This is a genomic window from Kitasatospora cineracea (assembly GCF_003751605.1).
Classification (GTDB): domain Bacteria; phylum Actinomycetota; class Actinomycetes; order Streptomycetales; family Streptomycetaceae; genus Kitasatospora; species Kitasatospora cineracea.
Genome location: NZ_RJVJ01000001.1, coordinates 5,385,736 through 5,401,142, shown reverse-complemented (window position 1 = coordinate 5,401,142; position 15,407 = coordinate 5,385,736). Strand labels below are relative to the sequence as shown.

Here is a 15,407-nt window from a genome sequence, read left to right as displayed (position 1 = left end):
TCCACCGGGCACGGTCCACGGCTCCCCACCGCCGTCGCCGCGAGGAACCGGCCTCGGCCCCAGATCCCGCCGCCGATTGGACGCACCGCCATGGACTCCCTCCTGCTGTCCCGCCGCGACCTGGACTTCCTGCTCCACGACTGGCTGGACGTCACCGCCCTGACCGCGCGCGGGCGCTACGCCGAGCACGACCGGGACACCGTCGACGCGGTGCTCGACCTCAGCGCGGAGATCGCCACCCGGCACTTCGCCCCGCACAACAAGAAGAACGACGCCCAGGAGCCGACCTTCGACGGCGAGCGGGTGCACCTCATCCCGGAGGTCGGGCAGGCCCTGCGGGTCTTCGCCGACTCGGGGCTGGCCGGCGCCGCGATGGACCACGCGGTGGGCGGCCAGCAGCTGCCGCAGGTGGTGGCCAACGCCTGCATGGCCTGGTTCCAGGCGGCCAACGTCGGCACCGCCGCGTACCCGTTCCTCACCGTGGCCAACGCCAACCTGCTGCTGGCGCACGGCAGCGCGGAGCAGGTCGACACCTACGTGCGGCCCATGGTCGAGGGCCGCTTCTTCGGCACCATGTGCCTCTCCGAGCCGCAGGCGGGCTCCTCGCTGGCCGACGTCACCACCCGCGCGGTGCCGCAGCCGGACGGCACCCACCGGATCACCGGCACCAAGATGTGGATCTCCGGCGGCGACCACGACCTGAGCGAGAACATCGTCCACCTGGTGCTCGCCAAGATCCCCGGCGGTCCGGCGGGCGTGAAGGGCATCTCGCTCTTCGTCGTCCCCAAGTACCTGGTCGCGCCGGACGGCTCCCTCGGCGAACGCAACGACGTCGTCCTGGCGGGCCTCAACCACAAGATGGGCTACCGGGGCACCACCAACACGATGCTCAACTTCGGCGAGGGACGGCACACCCCCGGCGGCGCGCCGGGCGCGGTCGGCTTCCTGGTCGGCGAGCCGCACCACGGCCTGGCCTACATGTTCCACATGATGAACGAGGCCCGGATCGGCGTCGGCCTGGGCGCCGCCGCGCTCGGCTACACCGGCTACCTGCACGCCCTCGACTACGCCCGCACCCGCACCCAGGGCCGCCCGCCCACCGGCAAGGACGCCGCCGCCCCGCAGGTGCCGATCATCGAGCACGCCGACGTCAAGCGAATGCTGCTGGCCCAGAAGAGCTACGTCGAGGGCGGCCTCGCACTGAGCCTGTACTGCAGCCGCCTGCTGGACGAGGAGCGCACCGCCCCCGACGCGGACGAACGCGCCCGGGCCCGACTGCTGCTGGACGTGCTGACCCCGATCGCCAAGAGCTGGCCCTCGCAGTGGTGCCTGGCCGCCAACGACCTCGCCATCCAGGTCCACGGCGGCTACGGCTACACCCGCGAGTACGACGTCGAGCAGTTCTACCGCGACAACCGGCTCAACCCCATCCACGAGGGCACCCACGGCATCCAGGGCCTCGACCTGCTCGGCCGCAAGGTCGTCATGGGCGGCGGCGCGGGCCTGCGAGTGCTGCTGGAGACCATCGGCGCCACCGTCCGCCGCGCCACGATCGCCGGTGGCGAAGCCGGCACGCTGGCCGCCGCGCTGGCCGCGGCCGCCACCCGGGTCGGGGACACCACCGCCGCACTGTGGGCGGGCGGCGACCCGGACACCGCGCTGGCCAACGCCTCCGTCTACCTGGAGGCCGTCGGACACGTCGTGCTGGCCTGGATCTGGCTGGAGCAGTTCCTCGCCCTCCCCGAGGCCGGGGACGGCTTCCACGAGGGCAAGCGGCAGGCCGCCCGCTACTTCTTCCGCGTCGAACTGCCCCGCACCGGACCCCAGTTCGACCTCCTGGACGCCCTGGACCGCACCGCGGCCGACACCCGCCCCGACTGGTTCTGACCACCGCCGAGGGACAACCGCTACGGCGTGCCCGACCCGGCCGCCTTCGACGCACCCGCGGACGCTCCGGCCGAGCTCGCGTGCCCCGACGCCCCGCCGGAGGACGCACCGGGCGCAGACCCGGAGCCCGCGCCACCGCCCGGCGAACCGGACGAGCCGGAGTGCCCGGGCGAGCCCGGGCCGCCGGAGGACGGCGCGGACGACCCGCCGGACGAGGGCGCCGAGGAGGAGGCGCCGGACGGCGGGCCCGTCCCGGAGTGGCTGCCGGACGACCCGGAGCCGGAGGCACTGGGCGAGGCCGATCCGTCGTTTCCGCCCGTTCCGCCGACGGGACGGTCGAACTGACGGCCCGTCGCCTGGTCCACCAGCACGATCTGGTTCACCGGCGCCGCCGCGGGCTGCACCGTCACCACCCCGTCGGGGTGGAAGGAGGACCACGCCGTCCCGGTGTACGCACCGCCCGTCCCGCTCGGCGGGGTCAGCGGGTTGCCGCAGGCGCAGCGCACCCGCGGCACGCCCTGGCTGTCGACCAGCACGGCCGTCCCGGACTGCAGGACGGCCTGGTAGGGGGTGGCCTGCCCGCTCTGGTAGCCGTGGTTGGTGACCCGGGTGTCCTGGCGCAGCACCACGGGTGTCAGGCCGTGCAGGTAGCCGTCGATCTGCGAGCTGTCGATGCCCTCGACCCCGGCCCAGGCCTTGGCCTTGTCGGTGTTGGCGGCCAGGTAGCCGGAGAGTTTCGGCACGTCGCAACTGGCCACTTCGCGGGTTCCGCCGTACAGGCCGGGCTGCCCGCCGTCCACGGTGCCGCCGGACGCGCCGGAACTGCCGGACGCGCCCGGGGCGGAGGCGCTGCCGCCCGGGCCCGAGCCGCTGGGCGAGGCCGAGGCGGAGGCGGTGCCGTTGGCGACCGAGTCGGTGAACGGTTTCTGCCCGGAGGCAGCCACCGGCTGCATCTCGACGGCCTGGGCGCTGCTCCCGCCCGAGCCGCCGGTGGCGACCACCCCGAGCGCCACGCCCAGCCCCACGACGAGGACCGCCCCGGCGAGCACCGGCCCCTTCCGCCACCACGGCTTCCCCCCGTCCCCCGCACCGCCCCCGGCCGTGGGCCGCCCACCGCTCGGCGGCCCGCTCCCGCCCGCCGACGACCCGCCCCCACCGCCCGACGGCGCCCCGCCGCCCGCCGACGCGTCCGACGGCCGTGCCCCACCCGCCGACAGCGGCCCGGACGGCGGCCCCACCGGACCGTCCTCACCACCGGCCCCGGCCCCGGTCCCGCTCCCGGCCCGGGAGGAGAAGGACGGCGACGCCCCCGACCCGCCGTCCGCCGCTCCCCCGGCCGACGGCGACGGCCGCACCACCTCCGTGGGCTGCGCCTCCGCCGCCGATGCCGCGCCGGCCGCACCGCCCGCCCGTTCCACCAGTTCGGTCGGTGTCCCCGCCCCGTCTCCCGGATCCGTCCCGGGTTTGACCACTTCGGTGGGAGGGCCGGCCGTTCCGCCCACCACCTCGGTGGGCCGGTGCGGCGGCGGGGCCTGGGCCTCGTCGTTCCGGCCGTCCGGTCCTTCGGGCCGGTCGTGGTCGGGTTCTTCGGGCTGTCGGGGTGTCGGCTGCTCACTCACGGGACCGCCTCCCGGTCGGACTCCCCCGAGTCCAGCTGCGCATCCACCATTGTCCGCCCGCACCACCGCCCCCGCCGCTTCGAGCACGCCCCCGGACCGACCGGCCTCCCGCCCGCAGGCCGCCCCCGCACGCGGCGATTCGCCGCCCTCCCGGCCCTGTTGGAAGCTGGAGGGACCGGCCGGTCCGGGCCGGTGCCGGGGGGTCGCGCTCGAAGGGCCGGTGAGACGTGTGCCTGGTGCTGCCACTCCCGCGAACCCCCGCACCCCGCCGCCACCGCCACCGCCCTCGTCCGGGCCCCCCGACCGGCTGGCCGCTCCCGGATCCGTCCTGCTCTCCGCGCTGGTCACGGTGGTCGGCACGCTCGCGGCGATGGCGGCGGTGGCCGCGCTCGGCCTGTGGCTGGCGGGCGCGGACGAGTTGCCGGGCGGCGGTTTCGGCCCGGTGCTGGCCGCGACGCTGCTGATGGCGCTGGGGGCGCCGGCGCAGCTCGACGGGGGCGCCGCCTTCGTGGCGACCGCGCAGGGCGGGATCACCGCGATGCCGCTGTCGGTGACGCTGGTGGGCGCGCTGGTGGCGGCGTACCTGTTCCTGCGGCCGCTGCGCCGTCACGCGGTGGTGGGCGGGCGGCTGTTGCTGGCCCGGGTGCTGGCGCTGGCGGCGGGCTGGGTGGTGGCGGTGCTGCTGCTGTCCGCGGCGGCCCGGCACGGTTTCACGGTGTCGACGGGCGATCCGCTGCTGGACGAGCTGGGCGGGGCGTTCGGTGCGGCGCCGACGGTGGGGTTCCGGGTGGATCCGGGTCCGGCGGTGGGTTTCGGCCTGCTCTGGCTGGCGGTGGTGGTGCTGCTGGCCCTGGCGGCCTCGCGCCGCGCGCCGTTGCCGACCGGCTGGGTGCGCTGGCACGGCACGCTGCGGCCGACGGTGCACGCGGTGCTGTCGCTGCTGCTGGTGTACGTGCTGCTGGGCCTGGTGGGCGGCTTGGTGGCGGCGGTGACGGGCAGTGAGCCGCGGGAGACGCTGGCGGTGCTCTGCCTGGGGCTGCCGAACCTGGCGTGGCTGGGGTTCGGGGTGGGCCTCGGCGCGTCCTGGCACGGTCACGTCACGGACAGTCTGGGCCTGCCGTTCCCGCATCCGCTGGCGGCGGTGCTGCGTTCCGGGCAGGACGTGACGCTGGACCTGCCTGCGCTGGCGGCGCAGAACGGCTGGGCGTGGCTGCTGCTGCCGCTGGCGGCGCTGCTGGTGCTGGCGGCGGGCGTGGCGGCGGCGGCCCGGACGCGTCCGCCGCTGCCGGTGTGGCGCTCGGTCGTGCAGTGGGCGGTCGTCCTGGCGCTGGCGGTGCTGGCCGTCGGGTCGGTGACCCGGGTGTCGGCGGCGTACGGGCTGTCGCTGCTGGGCCTGGGCGGCGAGGGGCGGACGGTGCTGGAGCCGGACCTGCTCACCGCCGTCCCGATCGCCGCCGGCTGGGGTGCCCTGGCCGGTCTGCTGGGCGCGCTGGTCGCCCGTCGGCGCGGGGTCCCGTCCGACGCCGCCGCAAGGGCTCCGGCGGGCCGGACGGGGAGCTGACGCCGTGGCGCCGCGGCGCCTGACCGGGCGTCAGCCGTCGATGCGGTGCTGCGTCCAGAAGGACGTCAGGTCGACCGTGGTCGCGGCCTGCGCGGCGGCCTTGAACTCGGCGGTGGTGGAGATCCCGTACCAGTGCGCCGCCGCGTAGTCGTGCAGCAGCGTGGTCATCGCGGTGTCGCCGATGGTGCGGCGCAGGTCGTGCAGGGCGCACTTGCCGTAGCCGTAGACGACCGTCGAGTAGCGGGAGGAGTGGGCGTCCCAGTAGGCCATCGAGTTGCTGATCTTCTCGGTGGAGGACGCCCAGGAGGTGCTGTTCCAGCAGTTGCTGCCGGTCTTGCCGAGGGCGAGGTCGGTGGCGTAGTCGGTGAACGCCTCGTCCAGCCACGGGCTGTTGTACTCGTCGTCGCCGACGATGCCGTACCACCACTGGTGGCCGATCTCGTGGGTGAGCGCGGTGGTGGAGACCAGGTCGAGGACGAAACCGGGGTACTCCATGCCGCCGAACCAGAAGTTGTTGTCGATCACGGCGTCGAGTTCGCCGTAGGGGTAGGCGCCGAAGCGCGCGGCGTGCGCGTCGACGGCGGTCCTGGCGGTGCTCAGCATGGACTGCGCGTCGCTGGAGCTGATGCCGCTGACCGAGTAGACGTTGATCGCGGTGCCGGCCGCCGAGCTGCCGGAGACCTTGCTGAACGGGCCGGCCGCCCAGGCGAACTCGCGGACGTTCTTCGCGGTGGCCGTGGTGACGGTCCGTCCGCTGCTGCCGGGGGTGTCGACGGAGGTGCCGGTGGCGGGGACCAGCAGGCTGCTGGGGTGGTCGAGGGTGACGGTGTAGTCGGAGGCCAGGGTGTAGAAGGACTCGCCGTTGTTGGTGTAGGGGTCCAGGTGCCAGCCGTTCGCGTCGCGCACGGCGAGGACGGGCAGCGCGTTGCCGACGAAGGCGAACGCCCCGTCCCGGCCGAACCGGTCGGCGCCGGAGGGGACGGCGATGGACAGGTCGAAGCCGAGGCTGCCGCTCCGGCCCTGGCCGAGCGGCGCGGACAGGGTGACCTTCAGCGCGGTGCAGTCGGCGCTGAGCGCGCCGGCGGTGCCGCCGGTCAGGTTGCTGACGGTGACGGGGGTGCTGGGGCAGCTGCCGTGGGCGTTGTCCCAGAGCCGCAGGTACACCTCGGTCAGCGGGGTTGCCGAGGGGTTCCCGAAGGCGATGCTCTGGTGCCCGGTCCAGGTGGCGCCGCTCGCGTCGCTGCTCAGCGCCACGGTGTACCCGGCGGGGGCCGGCGTGCGGGTGGCGTCGGTGGCGGGCGGCGGGGTGGTGGTGCCGCCGGAGGCGTCGAGCGTGACGTCGTCGAGCACGAAGCCGGTCTGCAGCCCGGAGTCCTCGACGCCGCCGAAGGAGAGGCTGACGGTCTGCCCGGCGTACCCGGAGACGTCGATGCTCTTCTTCACGTAGCCGGCCGCGGCGTCCAGGTTGGAGTAGGTGGCGAGGGTGGTGCCGCCGAGCTTCACGGTCAGCTTGTCGTACGCCGTGGTCCTGCTGGTCTCGGCGGTGTCGACGTGCAGCCAGAAGCCGAGGGTGGCGCTGGTGCAGCCGGCCGGGAGGGTGACGGTCTGGCTGAGGGTGTCGGTGTGCGCCGACCCGTAGCCGTCCAGCCAGGCGAAGGACGTTCCGCCGTGGGCGCTCTGGCCGCCGCCGCTGGTGATCACGCCGCTGGACGAGGTCCAGGACGCGCCGCCGGACTCGAACCCGCCGTCCGCCACCACCTGGGCCGCTGCGCAGGTGGTCTGCGCGGTGGGGGCGGCGGTGGCGGTGGTCGCGGTGCCGGCGGCGGCGAGCACGGTGGTGCCCAGCACGGCGACGGCGCGGGTGGCGAGGGCGCGGAGTCTGTTGCTCATGGTGCTCCTCTCGGTCGCCAGGGTCTGTGGGGGCCCCGGCCGAGGGGCAGACTGTCAGCAAACGCTCGGCTTTGAAAGGTGCATGCCATCGATCGTTACACCCCGGAGACGGGGGAGTCCGGGTTCAGGGTTCGAACACCGGCCGCGCCCAGGCCGGCGGCCTCGGCGGCCCGTCCGGCCGCGGCACCTCCCCCGCCCGCGGAGCGACCCGCACCGCCCCCGCCCCCGCCCCGGCCCGCAGCGCCGCGACGAACTCCAGGCAGCTCCCGTACCGCTCGCCGGGCCGCTTCGCCATCGCCCGCCGCAGCGCCGCGCCCACCCCGGCGGGCAGGTCCGCGCGCTGCTCCCGGACGTCCGGCGGCGGGTCGTTGAGGTGCGCCCAGAGCAGGGCCAGGTCGTCGTCGCGCCGGTAGGGCGGGCCGCCGGTGAGCATCTCGAACACCACGCAGCCCAGGCTGTACACGTCGCAGCGGCCGTCCACCGGCTTGCCGGAGATCTGCTCGGGGGCCACGTAGTCGAGCGTGCCGACGAACTGGCCGACACTGGTCAGGCCGGTCAGCGAGAGCGACTTCTTGGTCAGCCCGAAGTCGGTCAGGTAGGCGTGCTCGGGGTGGTCGGGGTCGGTGCCCTCGGCGATCAGCACGTTGCCGGGTTTGACGTCCCGGTGGACCAGGTCGTGGGCGTGCGCGGCGTCCAGCGCGCTGGCCACCTGGACGGCGATCCGCACGGTCTGGGCGCTCGTCAGCGGCCCCTCCCGGTCGAGCAGCGCGCGCAGGTCGCGGCCGCGCACGTACCGCATGGCCAGGTACAGCACGCCCTCGACCTCGCCCGCGTCGTACACCGGGACGATGTTCGGGTGGTCGAGCGAGGCGGCGACGTGCGACTCGCGGACGAAGCGCTGCCGGAAGGTCTCGTTGCGCGCCAGTTCGGGGGCCAGCAGCTTGACCGCGACGGTGCGGCCGAGCCGCAGGTCCTCGGCGCGGTAGACCACCGCCATCCCGCCCCGCCCCAGCACGTGCTCCAGCCGGTAGCCGGCCAGCGTCCGCCCGTCCAGCTCGCCGGGTGCGGCGGCGGCCAGGGACGGCTGCTCCGGTGGCTCCCCTGGCATCGGGGGTCAGCTCCGGCCGTCGCGGTCGGCGGTCGCGTAGGTCTGCAGCTGGGCGGCGTCGCAGTAGTACCAGCGGCCCCGGTCGAGGTCGAGCAGCCAGGCGTCGGAGCCGTCCAGCACCGCGCCGAGCCGCAGGTCGCGGGTGCCGTCGCGGAAGGTCTCCAGGTCGATCCGGCCGGCCGCCCAGTCGTCGACCAGCCGCCGGTAGGTGGCCAGCGAGCGTTCCAGGGCGGCGAGCAGCGGGCGCGGGTCGTCGGTGGTGGCGAGCGGTCCGCCGGTGGCCGGGGGGCGCTGCGGGAGGGCGACCAGCAGCCGTCCGTCGACCCAGGCGGTCCAGCCGTTGGAGCAGACGATCCGGGCCCAGTTGCCGTTGGCCTCGGCGAGCGCGACCGGCAGCAGCGGGTCGAGCGGCACCCCGGCGGCGGCCGGGTCGGGCGAGGTCCAGGTCGGCAGGCCGTCGGCCGGGACGACGTGGGTGGGCCGGAAGCCGTCGGGCGGGCCCATGCGCTACCGCCGCATCACGGCGGGCTCGTGCCGGCGCAGCAGCCGGGCGACGACCAGCCCGTACGCGACGGACAGCACGACGAGCATGCCCAGGTCGAGCAGCCAGACGCCCTGCCGGTGCGCGAACAGCGGGTCGTCGGTGAGCGCGCCGGGGACGATCGCGTGCAGGTCGATGGTGGCGGCCATCGCGCCGAGCGCCCAGCGGGAGGGGACCAGCCAGGACAGCTGGTTGAGCACCGGGACGTGGTCGAGCTGCAGCAGCGCCCCGCAGAACACCACCTGGACGATGGCGACCAGCACCAGCAGCGGCATGGTCACCTCTTCCTTCCGCACCAGTGCGGAGATCAGCAGGCCGAGCATCATCGCGGTGATCGAGAGCAGCACCACGGCCAGCGTGATCTCCAGCAGCGGTGGCAGGAACACCCCGCTGCTGCGCGGTCCGAGCTTCACGCCGATCAGCGCGACCATGGTCAGCACCACCGACTGGACGGTCGTGACGGTGCCCAGCACGACGACCTTCGAGCACAGGTACGCGGATCTGGACAGGCCGACGGCGCGTTCGCGCTGGTAGATGGTCCGTTCCTTGACGAGTTCGCGCACCGCGTTGGCGGCGCCGGTGAGCACCCCGCCGACGCACAGGATCAGCAGCGCGTTCAGCGCGCTGTTCTGGTCGAGCCGGCTGCCGGCCAGGGCGTGCGCCATCGCGCCCATGACGAACGGCAGCGCGATCATCACGGCGAGGAAGGTCCGGTCGGCGGCGAGCGCGCTGGCGTACCGGCGGCACAGCGTGCCGACCTGCTTGCGCCAGCGCCGCGGCCGGGGCGGGTCCGCGGGGGTCGCGTCCGCGGGCAGCGCGCGTTCGGCGGGGGCGGGGGCGAGCGCGCCGGGCCAGTCGCCGACGCCGCCGGCCGGGCCGCTGACGTACTTGCGGTAGGGCTCGGAGGCCCGGAAGTCGCCGGCCCAGTCGCGGTCGGCCTGGTTCTCGAACGCCTCGAAGGCGTCCGGCCAGTGCGCGAAGCCGAAGTGCTCCAGCGTCTCGCCGGGCGGCCCGTACCAGGCGGTCCGGCCGCCGGGGGCGAGCAGCAGCAGCCGGTCGCACAGGTCGAGGCTGAGCACGCTGTGGGTGACCACGACGACGGTGCGCCCGTCGTCGGCGAGGCCGCGCAGCATCTGCATCACGGACCGGTCCATGCCGGGGTCGAGCCCGCTGGTGGGCTCGTCGAGGAAGAGCAGGGACGGCTTGGTGAGCAGTTCGAGGGCGACGCTGACGCGCTTGCGCTGGCCGCCGGAGAGGCTGGAGATGACCTGGTCGGCGCGCTTGCCGAGGCCTAGCTCGTCGATCACCTCCTCGACCCGGGCGGCCCGTTCCTCGGGCGCGGTGTCGTCGGGGAAGCGCAGTTCGGCGGCGTACGACAGGGCCTTCCGGACGGGCAGTTGGGTGTGCAGGATGTCGTCCTGCGGGACGAGGCCGATCCGGCGGCGCAGTTCGGCGTAGTCGCGGTAGAGGTCGCGGCCGTCGTAGCGGACGGTGCCGCGGTCGGCGGGTCGCAGTCCGGTGAGCGCGTTGAGCAGGGTGGACTTGCCGGCGCCGCTGGGTCCGGCGACCGCGAGCAGGCACTTCTGGCCGACCGGGAAGGTGACCTGGTCGAGCAGGGTGCGGCCGTCCGCGACCTGGACGGTGAGGTCCGCCACGTCGAGGTCGATGTCGCCGGTGTCGACGAACTCCTGGAGTTCGTCGCCGACCAGGCAGAACACCGAGTGGCCGATTCCGACCAGGTCCCCGGGCCCGACGGGGGCCTGTCGCACCGGCCGGCCGTTCAGGTAGGTGCCGTTGTGGCTGTCCAGGTCGGCGATCTCGTAGCGGCCGCCGGGCACGGCGCGCAGTTCGGCGTGGTGCCGGGAGACGGTCAGGTCGCCGACCACCAGGTCGTTGTCGGGGCCGCGCCCGATCCGCACCACCTTGGCCGGCAGCGGGCGGACGCTGGAGGGTGGCCGGAACGAGCCGGTGATGGCGGTCAGCGCGGACGGGCGGCGGCCGGGCAGCGGGTGCACGGCGGTCGGTTCGGGCAGCGCGCTGAACGTGCAGCGCGGCCCGTCGCCGGGACTTCCCAGGCAGAGCACGGTGCCGGGCCCGATCTCCAGGTGGATGACCCGGTGCCCGTCGGCGGCGTAGGTGCCGTTGGTGGAGCCGGTGTCGTCGACGATCCAGTGGCCGTCGCCGACGTGCAGTTCGGCGTGGTGCCAGGAGACCCGGGGATCGGTCAGCACGATGTCGCTGGTGGGGTCGCGTCCGAGGGCGTACCTGCGGCTCGGGGTGATGACCGTCGAGTCGCTGCCGGTTTCGAGGATCAGTTTCGGCGCGGTGAGCGCAGCCTCTCGCTCTCCCATAGGTCGATGCTAGACCGCGCGCCGGGCACCCGCCCGGGGGGCGGTTTTCGGCCCTTCGGGTGACAGTGGGAAGCGGCCGCCGCGGATCGGGTACCTGTGGGGTCGGGACCGAGAGGCCCGTTGGGCGGCGGATGGGAGCGGGCTTGTGAACACCTGGGCAACCTGGACCACTCAGGGGATTCTGTCCGGTCACGGCGGTGTGAAGACCGTGGAGATCGGCGTCATCACCGGGGACCTGACGGTGCACACCATGTGGATCGAGGGCGAGGCGCGGCTGACCGTGCAGTACAGCGGCGCGCTCGACTGGTTCACCGTGGAGGGCAGCCCCGTGCCCGCCGCGGACGAGGCGGCGGCGCGCGAGGTGCACCAGCACATGGTGGAGGCCGTGAAGACGGGCGGTGGTGCGACGGCGCCACAGGCCTGACCGGACCGCCCCGCCCGGGCCGCCGCCGACGCACCCGTCGGCCGCGACCCGGGTTTCGTGCGCCCTCCCGCCGGTGGCCCGGGTGCGGGTGGACCGTGGTGCGCCCCCGGCCGGAGGGGTCCGGCCGGGGGCGGGGAAGGTCGCGGTCCGGCTGTTCCGCGCGCCGGCCGCGGGGGCGTCACCAGGCGCTGTCCGCGGGCGGCACGTCGCGGCGGCGGGCGGACTCGGCGGACTCGGCGGCGGTGGAGCCGCGGTGGATCAGCTGCTGGCCGAGGGCGGTGAGGGCCCGGCCGACGGCGAGCTCGTCGCCGATCTCCGGGTCGGCGGGGTCGGTCCGGCTGCGGTGCGCCTCGGCCTCGACCTCGATCAGGTTGACCCCGGTGTCCAGGACGGCGTGCGCCTGGGTGAGGTCGCCGACCTCGACCACCCGCAGCCGGACCGACCACTCGGCGCTGTGCGGTTCGGGCGCCGCCGCGTGCCCGCTCACCGCCGCTCCTCCGGTTGCCGCTCCGGCCGGTCCGTGTCCGGGTCGCCCTCCGCCCGGGACTCCTCCCACGCGTGCATCGTCTGGTAGGAGGTGACGCCCTCCTCGGGGTCGGCGGCGCGGATGTCGTCCTCGTCCCGCCGGGCCTTCTCTTCGAGCCTGTCGCTCATCTCGGACATCCCGGGCTCCTCGCTCTAGAACCCCCGCTGCTCCCTCCAGCGTGCCTCCGCGGGCGGGCTCAGTCGAGTTCGGCCAGCAGGTCCGGGTTGACCGTACCGACGATCGTCCGGACGTCCGCCGCCGCGACGGCGGGCCACAGCACCGCCCGGGCGGCCCGGTAGCGCTCGGCCAGCCGGGCCCGGTCCGCCGCCGGGAGCAGCGCGGCCCGGTCGGCGCGGGAGTTGTGCGCGTTGTCGGCGATCTTGACCAGGGTGGCGGCGTGGTCGGTGACGACGTCCAGCAGCATCGTCCGGTAGTCCGTCCCGGCCGTCCGCGTCACCCGCCGGACGGTCGCCACCACGGCGGCGGGCACGCCGGCGGCGAGCAGTTCCCCGGCGGTGACCGGGGTGTCCTCCAGGACGTCGTGCAGCAGCGCCGCCATCCGCACCCCCGTCCCGAACGGGGCGACGCCCGCGGCCACCGCGCGCACGTGCTCCACGTAGGGCACCCCGATCCGGTCGTACTGGCCGGCGTGCGCGCGGGCGGCCAGGGCGTCGACCTGGTCGAGGGTCAGCTGCGGTGCGGCGGTCATGCGGTCTCCCCTTCTCCACTTCTCCACTCCGTCTGGAGTGCTCTGCCTGGAGTGCTCTGTCTGGAGTGCTCTGTCTGGAGTGCTCCGCCCGGGGCACTACGGGTGAAGTGCTCCGGGCGGAGTGCTCCACTGCACCGGAGTGTCGCACGGGCCGGGTCGGCGGCCGGTCGGCGGACGGTCCCTCAGGTGCCGCGACGTATAGTCCGGTTGACCGAAGGGAGTGATCGTCCGGTGCGGGTGACCCCGATCTCCCCGGAGCGGCTGGCCGAGCTGCTCGTGGGGCGGATCCACGAACTGGCCGACGACGACCGGCGGCTGCGGGTCGCGGTCGACGGCGCGGCGGCCACCGGGCCGGGCCGGCTGGCGGACGCCCTGGTGGAGCCGCTGCGCCTGCTCGGGCGGCCGGTGCGGCGGGTGTCGGCGGACGACTTCCTGCGCCCGGCGTCGGTGCGCTTCGAGTACGGCAAGGAGGATCCGGACGCCTTCCACGACCTGTGGCTGGACCAGGGCGCGCTGCTCCGCGAAGTCCTCGACCCGCTCGAACCGGGCGGCGACGGCCGCGTGCTGCCCACCTACTGGGACCGGGAGACCGACCGCGCCACCCGGGCCCGCTACGTGGAACTCCCGCCGCGCGGCGTGCTGTTGCTGGACGGGCCGTTCCTGCTCGGCCGCTGGCTGCCGTTCGAGCTGACGGTGCACCTGACCCAGTCCGCCGCCGCGCTGGCCCGCCGCACCCCGGAGGCCGAGCGCTGGACGCTGCCCGCGTTCGAACGCTACCGCACCGAGACCGGCCCGGACGAGCTGGCCGACCTGACGGTGCGGGTCGAGGACCCCCGGCACCCGGCGCTGGTGGAGCGGGACTGAACCGCCTTCGCCCCGCGTTCCGCCCGGAGAGCCTGCGCCCGCCGGGGAGCCCGGGGAGGCCCGGAGCCCGTCAGGCGGTCGGCGCGGGGCCGCGCTGGCAGCGCGGGCACCAGTAGGCGATGCGGTCCCGGTCGTGCTTGGCGGTGCGGATCGGGGTGCCGCAGCGCACGCAGGTGCGGCGGGCCCGGCCGTACACCCAGTGCTGGGAGCCGGGCCGGGTGTCGCCGGTGGTGACGTGCCCGGGGCGCAGTTTGTTGGCGTCCAGCAGTTGCCGGGCGCGGTGCAGCAGCCGCTCCGGGTCGGGCAGTTCGCCGACCGGCAGCCAGGGGGTGACACCGGCCAGGAAGGCCAGCTCGTTGGCGTACACGTTGCCGAGGCCGGCCAGGTTGCGCTGGTCGAGCAGGGCCGCGCCGACCGGGCGGCGCGGGTCGGCGAGCAGGCGGCGGCGCGCCTCGTCGGCGTCCCAGTCCGGGCCGAGCAGGTCGGGGCCGAGGTGGCCGACCACCCGGTGCTCCTCGTCGCTGCGCAGCAGTTGGACCACCGGCAGCCGGTAGCCGACGGCGGTGCCGTGCTCGGTGCCGAGGACCGCCCGGATCTGGAACGCGGGGCCGCTGCTCCAGCGCTCGCCGGGCCGGAAGGTCCGCCAGCGGCCGTCCATCCGCAGGTGGGTGTGGAGCGTCACGCCGCCCTCGAACCTGGTCAGCAGGTGTTTGCCGCGCGGCACCGTCCGCAGCACTCGGCGCCCCGTCAGGTCGGCGGTGGCGTGGGCGGGAACGCGGAAGTCCGTCACCGTCAGCACGTGACCGGCGAGCGCCTGGTTCAGCTGGGTGGCGACGAGGTAGATGCTGTCTCCTTCGGGCACCCCCCCATCATGCCGCCCGCCTGCGACAGCGCCACCCCCGCCCTCGTCCGCGCCCCGGGCTCTGCCCGCAGCGGAAATCCCTGGTCGGCGGCACGCTCCTGCTCTACGGTCGGCGGAATGACGATCACTCACGAGGTGGCTGGAAGCGGCCCCGCGGTAGTCCTGCTGCACTCCTCCGTCTGCGACCGGCGGATGTGGGACGGGCAGTGGGACGCCCTGCACGAGGCCGGGTACCGCGTGGTGCGGTGCGATTTCCGCGGTTTCGGGGAGACCCCCTGCGCGGACCGCCCGTACGACAACCTGACCGATCTGGCGGAGCTGCTGGACGAACTCGGCATCGAGCGGGCGGCCCTGGTCGGCTCCTCCTTCGGCGGCCGGATCGCCCTCCAGTTCGCGGCCCGCCACCCCGACCGGGTCGGCTCGCTGACCCTGCTCTGCCCGGGCAGCCCGGACCACGAGCCGAGCGCCGAACTGCTGGAGCTGGACGAGCTGGAGGTCGGCCTGGTCGAGTCCGGCCGACTGGACGAGGCGGTCGAGCTGATGGTGGACACCTGGCTCGGCCCGGACGCGGACGAGGCGGCCCGGGCGAAGGTCCGGACGATGCAGCGGCACGCGTACGAGGTGCAGTTGGCGCCCGAGGAGGAGGTCCTCCCGGCCCGGGTCGAGGTCGACCTGCGGGCGGCGGTCGCGCCCACCCTGGTGTACTCCGGCGCGCACGACCTGGACGACTTCCGCCGGATCGCCGCCGACCTGGCGGCCCTGCTGCCGGACGCCGAGCACCGCGAACTCCCCTGGGCCGGGCACCTGCCCGCGCTGGAGCGCCCCGCGGAGACCGCCGAACTGCTGCTCGCCCGGCTCGCCGAGGTCGGCGGGCGCTGACCGGCCGCACCGCGCGCCACCGCGGGCGTCGCGGGCAGCCAACTCTCCGAACCACGACCGATATTCACCCCCAGGAGTGAATGTCTCCGGTCGGTCGGGGTGCCGCAACCACTGGGTTCCCGGCCGACCGGCCCATTTTCCTGGCCCTGCAAGCCGATCCGCCGCCGGGAGAAACGATTCGCTCCT

At 74.9% G+C, this 15,407-nt stretch carries 14 protein-coding genes; 5 read left to right on the top strand and 9 right to left on the bottom strand.

Annotation, left to right across the window (positions count from 1 at the left end):
- Positions 1 to 90: 90 nt before the first annotated feature.
- Positions 91 to 1,887, top strand: a complete 1,797-nt coding sequence (locus tag EDD39_RS24295; RefSeq protein ID WP_123559300.1) for an acyl-CoA dehydrogenase — start codon at positions 91 to 93, stop codon at positions 1,885 to 1,887.
- Between the two features lie 20 nt (positions 1,888 to 1,907).
- On the opposite strand, the gene EDD39_RS24290 is transcribed toward EDD39_RS24295, so the two are convergent.
- Positions 1,908 to 2,936 carry a DUF6777 domain-containing protein gene (locus tag EDD39_RS24290; protein WP_123559298.1) on the bottom strand — a complete coding sequence of 343 codons (1,029 nt, stop codon included), beginning with the start codon at positions 2,934 to 2,936 and terminating at the stop codon, positions 1,908 to 1,910.
- Positions 2,937 to 3,735: 799 nt separating this feature from the next.
- Between EDD39_RS24290 and EDD39_RS24285 the strand changes: the two genes are divergently transcribed.
- On the top strand, positions 3,736 to 5,067 hold the full coding sequence (locus tag EDD39_RS24285) for a streptophobe family protein (RefSeq protein WP_148089507.1): 1,332 nt from the start codon (positions 3,736 to 3,738) through the stop codon (positions 5,065 to 5,067).
- 30 nt (positions 5,068 to 5,097) lie between these two features.
- Here EDD39_RS24285 and EDD39_RS24280 read toward each other — a convergent pair whose 3' ends face one another.
- The 4 genes from EDD39_RS24280 to EDD39_RS24265 form a co-directional block, all read right to left on the bottom strand.
- Positions 5,098 to 6,957 carry a M1 family metallopeptidase gene (locus tag EDD39_RS24280; protein ID WP_123559295.1) on the bottom strand — a complete coding sequence of 620 codons (1,860 nt, stop codon included), beginning with the start codon at positions 6,955 to 6,957 and terminating at the stop codon, positions 5,098 to 5,100.
- A gap of 124 nt (positions 6,958 to 7,081) precedes the next feature.
- A complete protein-coding gene (locus EDD39_RS24275; RefSeq protein WP_123559293.1) occupies positions 7,082 to 8,065 on the bottom strand; it encodes a serine/threonine-protein kinase in 984 nt (327 codons plus the stop codon).
- 6 nt (positions 8,066 to 8,071) lie between these two features.
- Entirely contained in the window at positions 8,072 to 8,569 is a 498-nt protein-coding gene (locus EDD39_RS24270) for a hypothetical protein (protein WP_123559291.1), read from the bottom strand.
- Between the two features lie 3 nt (positions 8,570 to 8,572).
- Positions 8,573 to 10,957, bottom strand: coding sequence for an FHA domain-containing protein (locus EDD39_RS24265; protein ID WP_123559289.1), 2,385 nt, complete (start codon positions 10,955 to 10,957; stop codon positions 8,573 to 8,575).
- A gap of 199 nt (positions 10,958 to 11,156) precedes the next feature.
- On the opposite strand from EDD39_RS24265, the gene EDD39_RS24260 reads away from it, so the two are divergent.
- Positions 11,157 to 11,381, top strand: coding sequence for a hypothetical protein (locus tag EDD39_RS24260; RefSeq protein ID WP_425269723.1), 225 nt, complete (start codon positions 11,157 to 11,159; stop codon positions 11,379 to 11,381).
- 178 nt (positions 11,382 to 11,559) lie between these two features.
- Here EDD39_RS24260 and EDD39_RS24255 read toward each other — a convergent pair whose 3' ends face one another.
- From EDD39_RS24255 to EDD39_RS24245, 3 genes are read right to left on the bottom strand one after another with little or no spacing between them, the layout of a single operon-like run.
- Positions 11,560 to 11,868: a dsRBD fold-containing protein gene (locus EDD39_RS24255; RefSeq protein ID WP_244256989.1), complete on the bottom strand. Its 309-nt coding sequence runs from the start codon at positions 11,866 to 11,868 to the stop codon at positions 11,560 to 11,562.
- A complete protein-coding gene (locus EDD39_RS24250) occupies positions 11,865 to 12,044 on the bottom strand; it encodes a hypothetical protein (RefSeq protein WP_123559287.1) in 180 nt (59 codons plus the stop codon). Before EDD39_RS24250 ends, EDD39_RS24255 begins: the two co-directional genes overlap by 4 nt.
- Before the next feature lie 59 nt (positions 12,045 to 12,103).
- Positions 12,104 to 12,616 carry an HD domain-containing protein gene (locus EDD39_RS24245; RefSeq protein ID WP_123559285.1) on the bottom strand — a complete coding sequence of 171 codons (513 nt, stop codon included), beginning with the start codon at positions 12,614 to 12,616 and terminating at the stop codon, positions 12,104 to 12,106.
- A gap of 231 nt (positions 12,617 to 12,847) precedes the next feature.
- On the opposite strand from EDD39_RS24245, the gene EDD39_RS24240 reads away from it, so the two are divergent.
- The gene (locus EDD39_RS24240) at positions 12,848 to 13,480 is read left to right on the top strand and encodes a nucleoside/nucleotide kinase family protein (RefSeq protein WP_123559283.1); all 633 of its coding nucleotides are present in this window, start codon (positions 12,848 to 12,850) and stop codon (positions 13,478 to 13,480) included.
- Positions 13,481 to 13,550: 70 nt separating this feature from the next.
- Here the strand turns inward: EDD39_RS24240 and EDD39_RS24235 are convergent, their stop codons facing one another.
- Positions 13,551 to 14,342: a DNA-formamidopyrimidine glycosylase family protein gene (locus EDD39_RS24235; protein ID WP_123559281.1), complete on the bottom strand. Its 792-nt coding sequence runs from the start codon at positions 14,340 to 14,342 to the stop codon at positions 13,551 to 13,553.
- 117 nt (positions 14,343 to 14,459) lie between these two features.
- On the opposite strand from EDD39_RS24235, the gene EDD39_RS24230 reads away from it, so the two are divergent.
- Entirely contained in the window at positions 14,460 to 15,221 is a 762-nt protein-coding gene (locus tag EDD39_RS24230) for an alpha/beta fold hydrolase (RefSeq protein ID WP_123559279.1), read from the top strand.
- Positions 15,222 to 15,407: the final 186 nt, after the last annotated feature.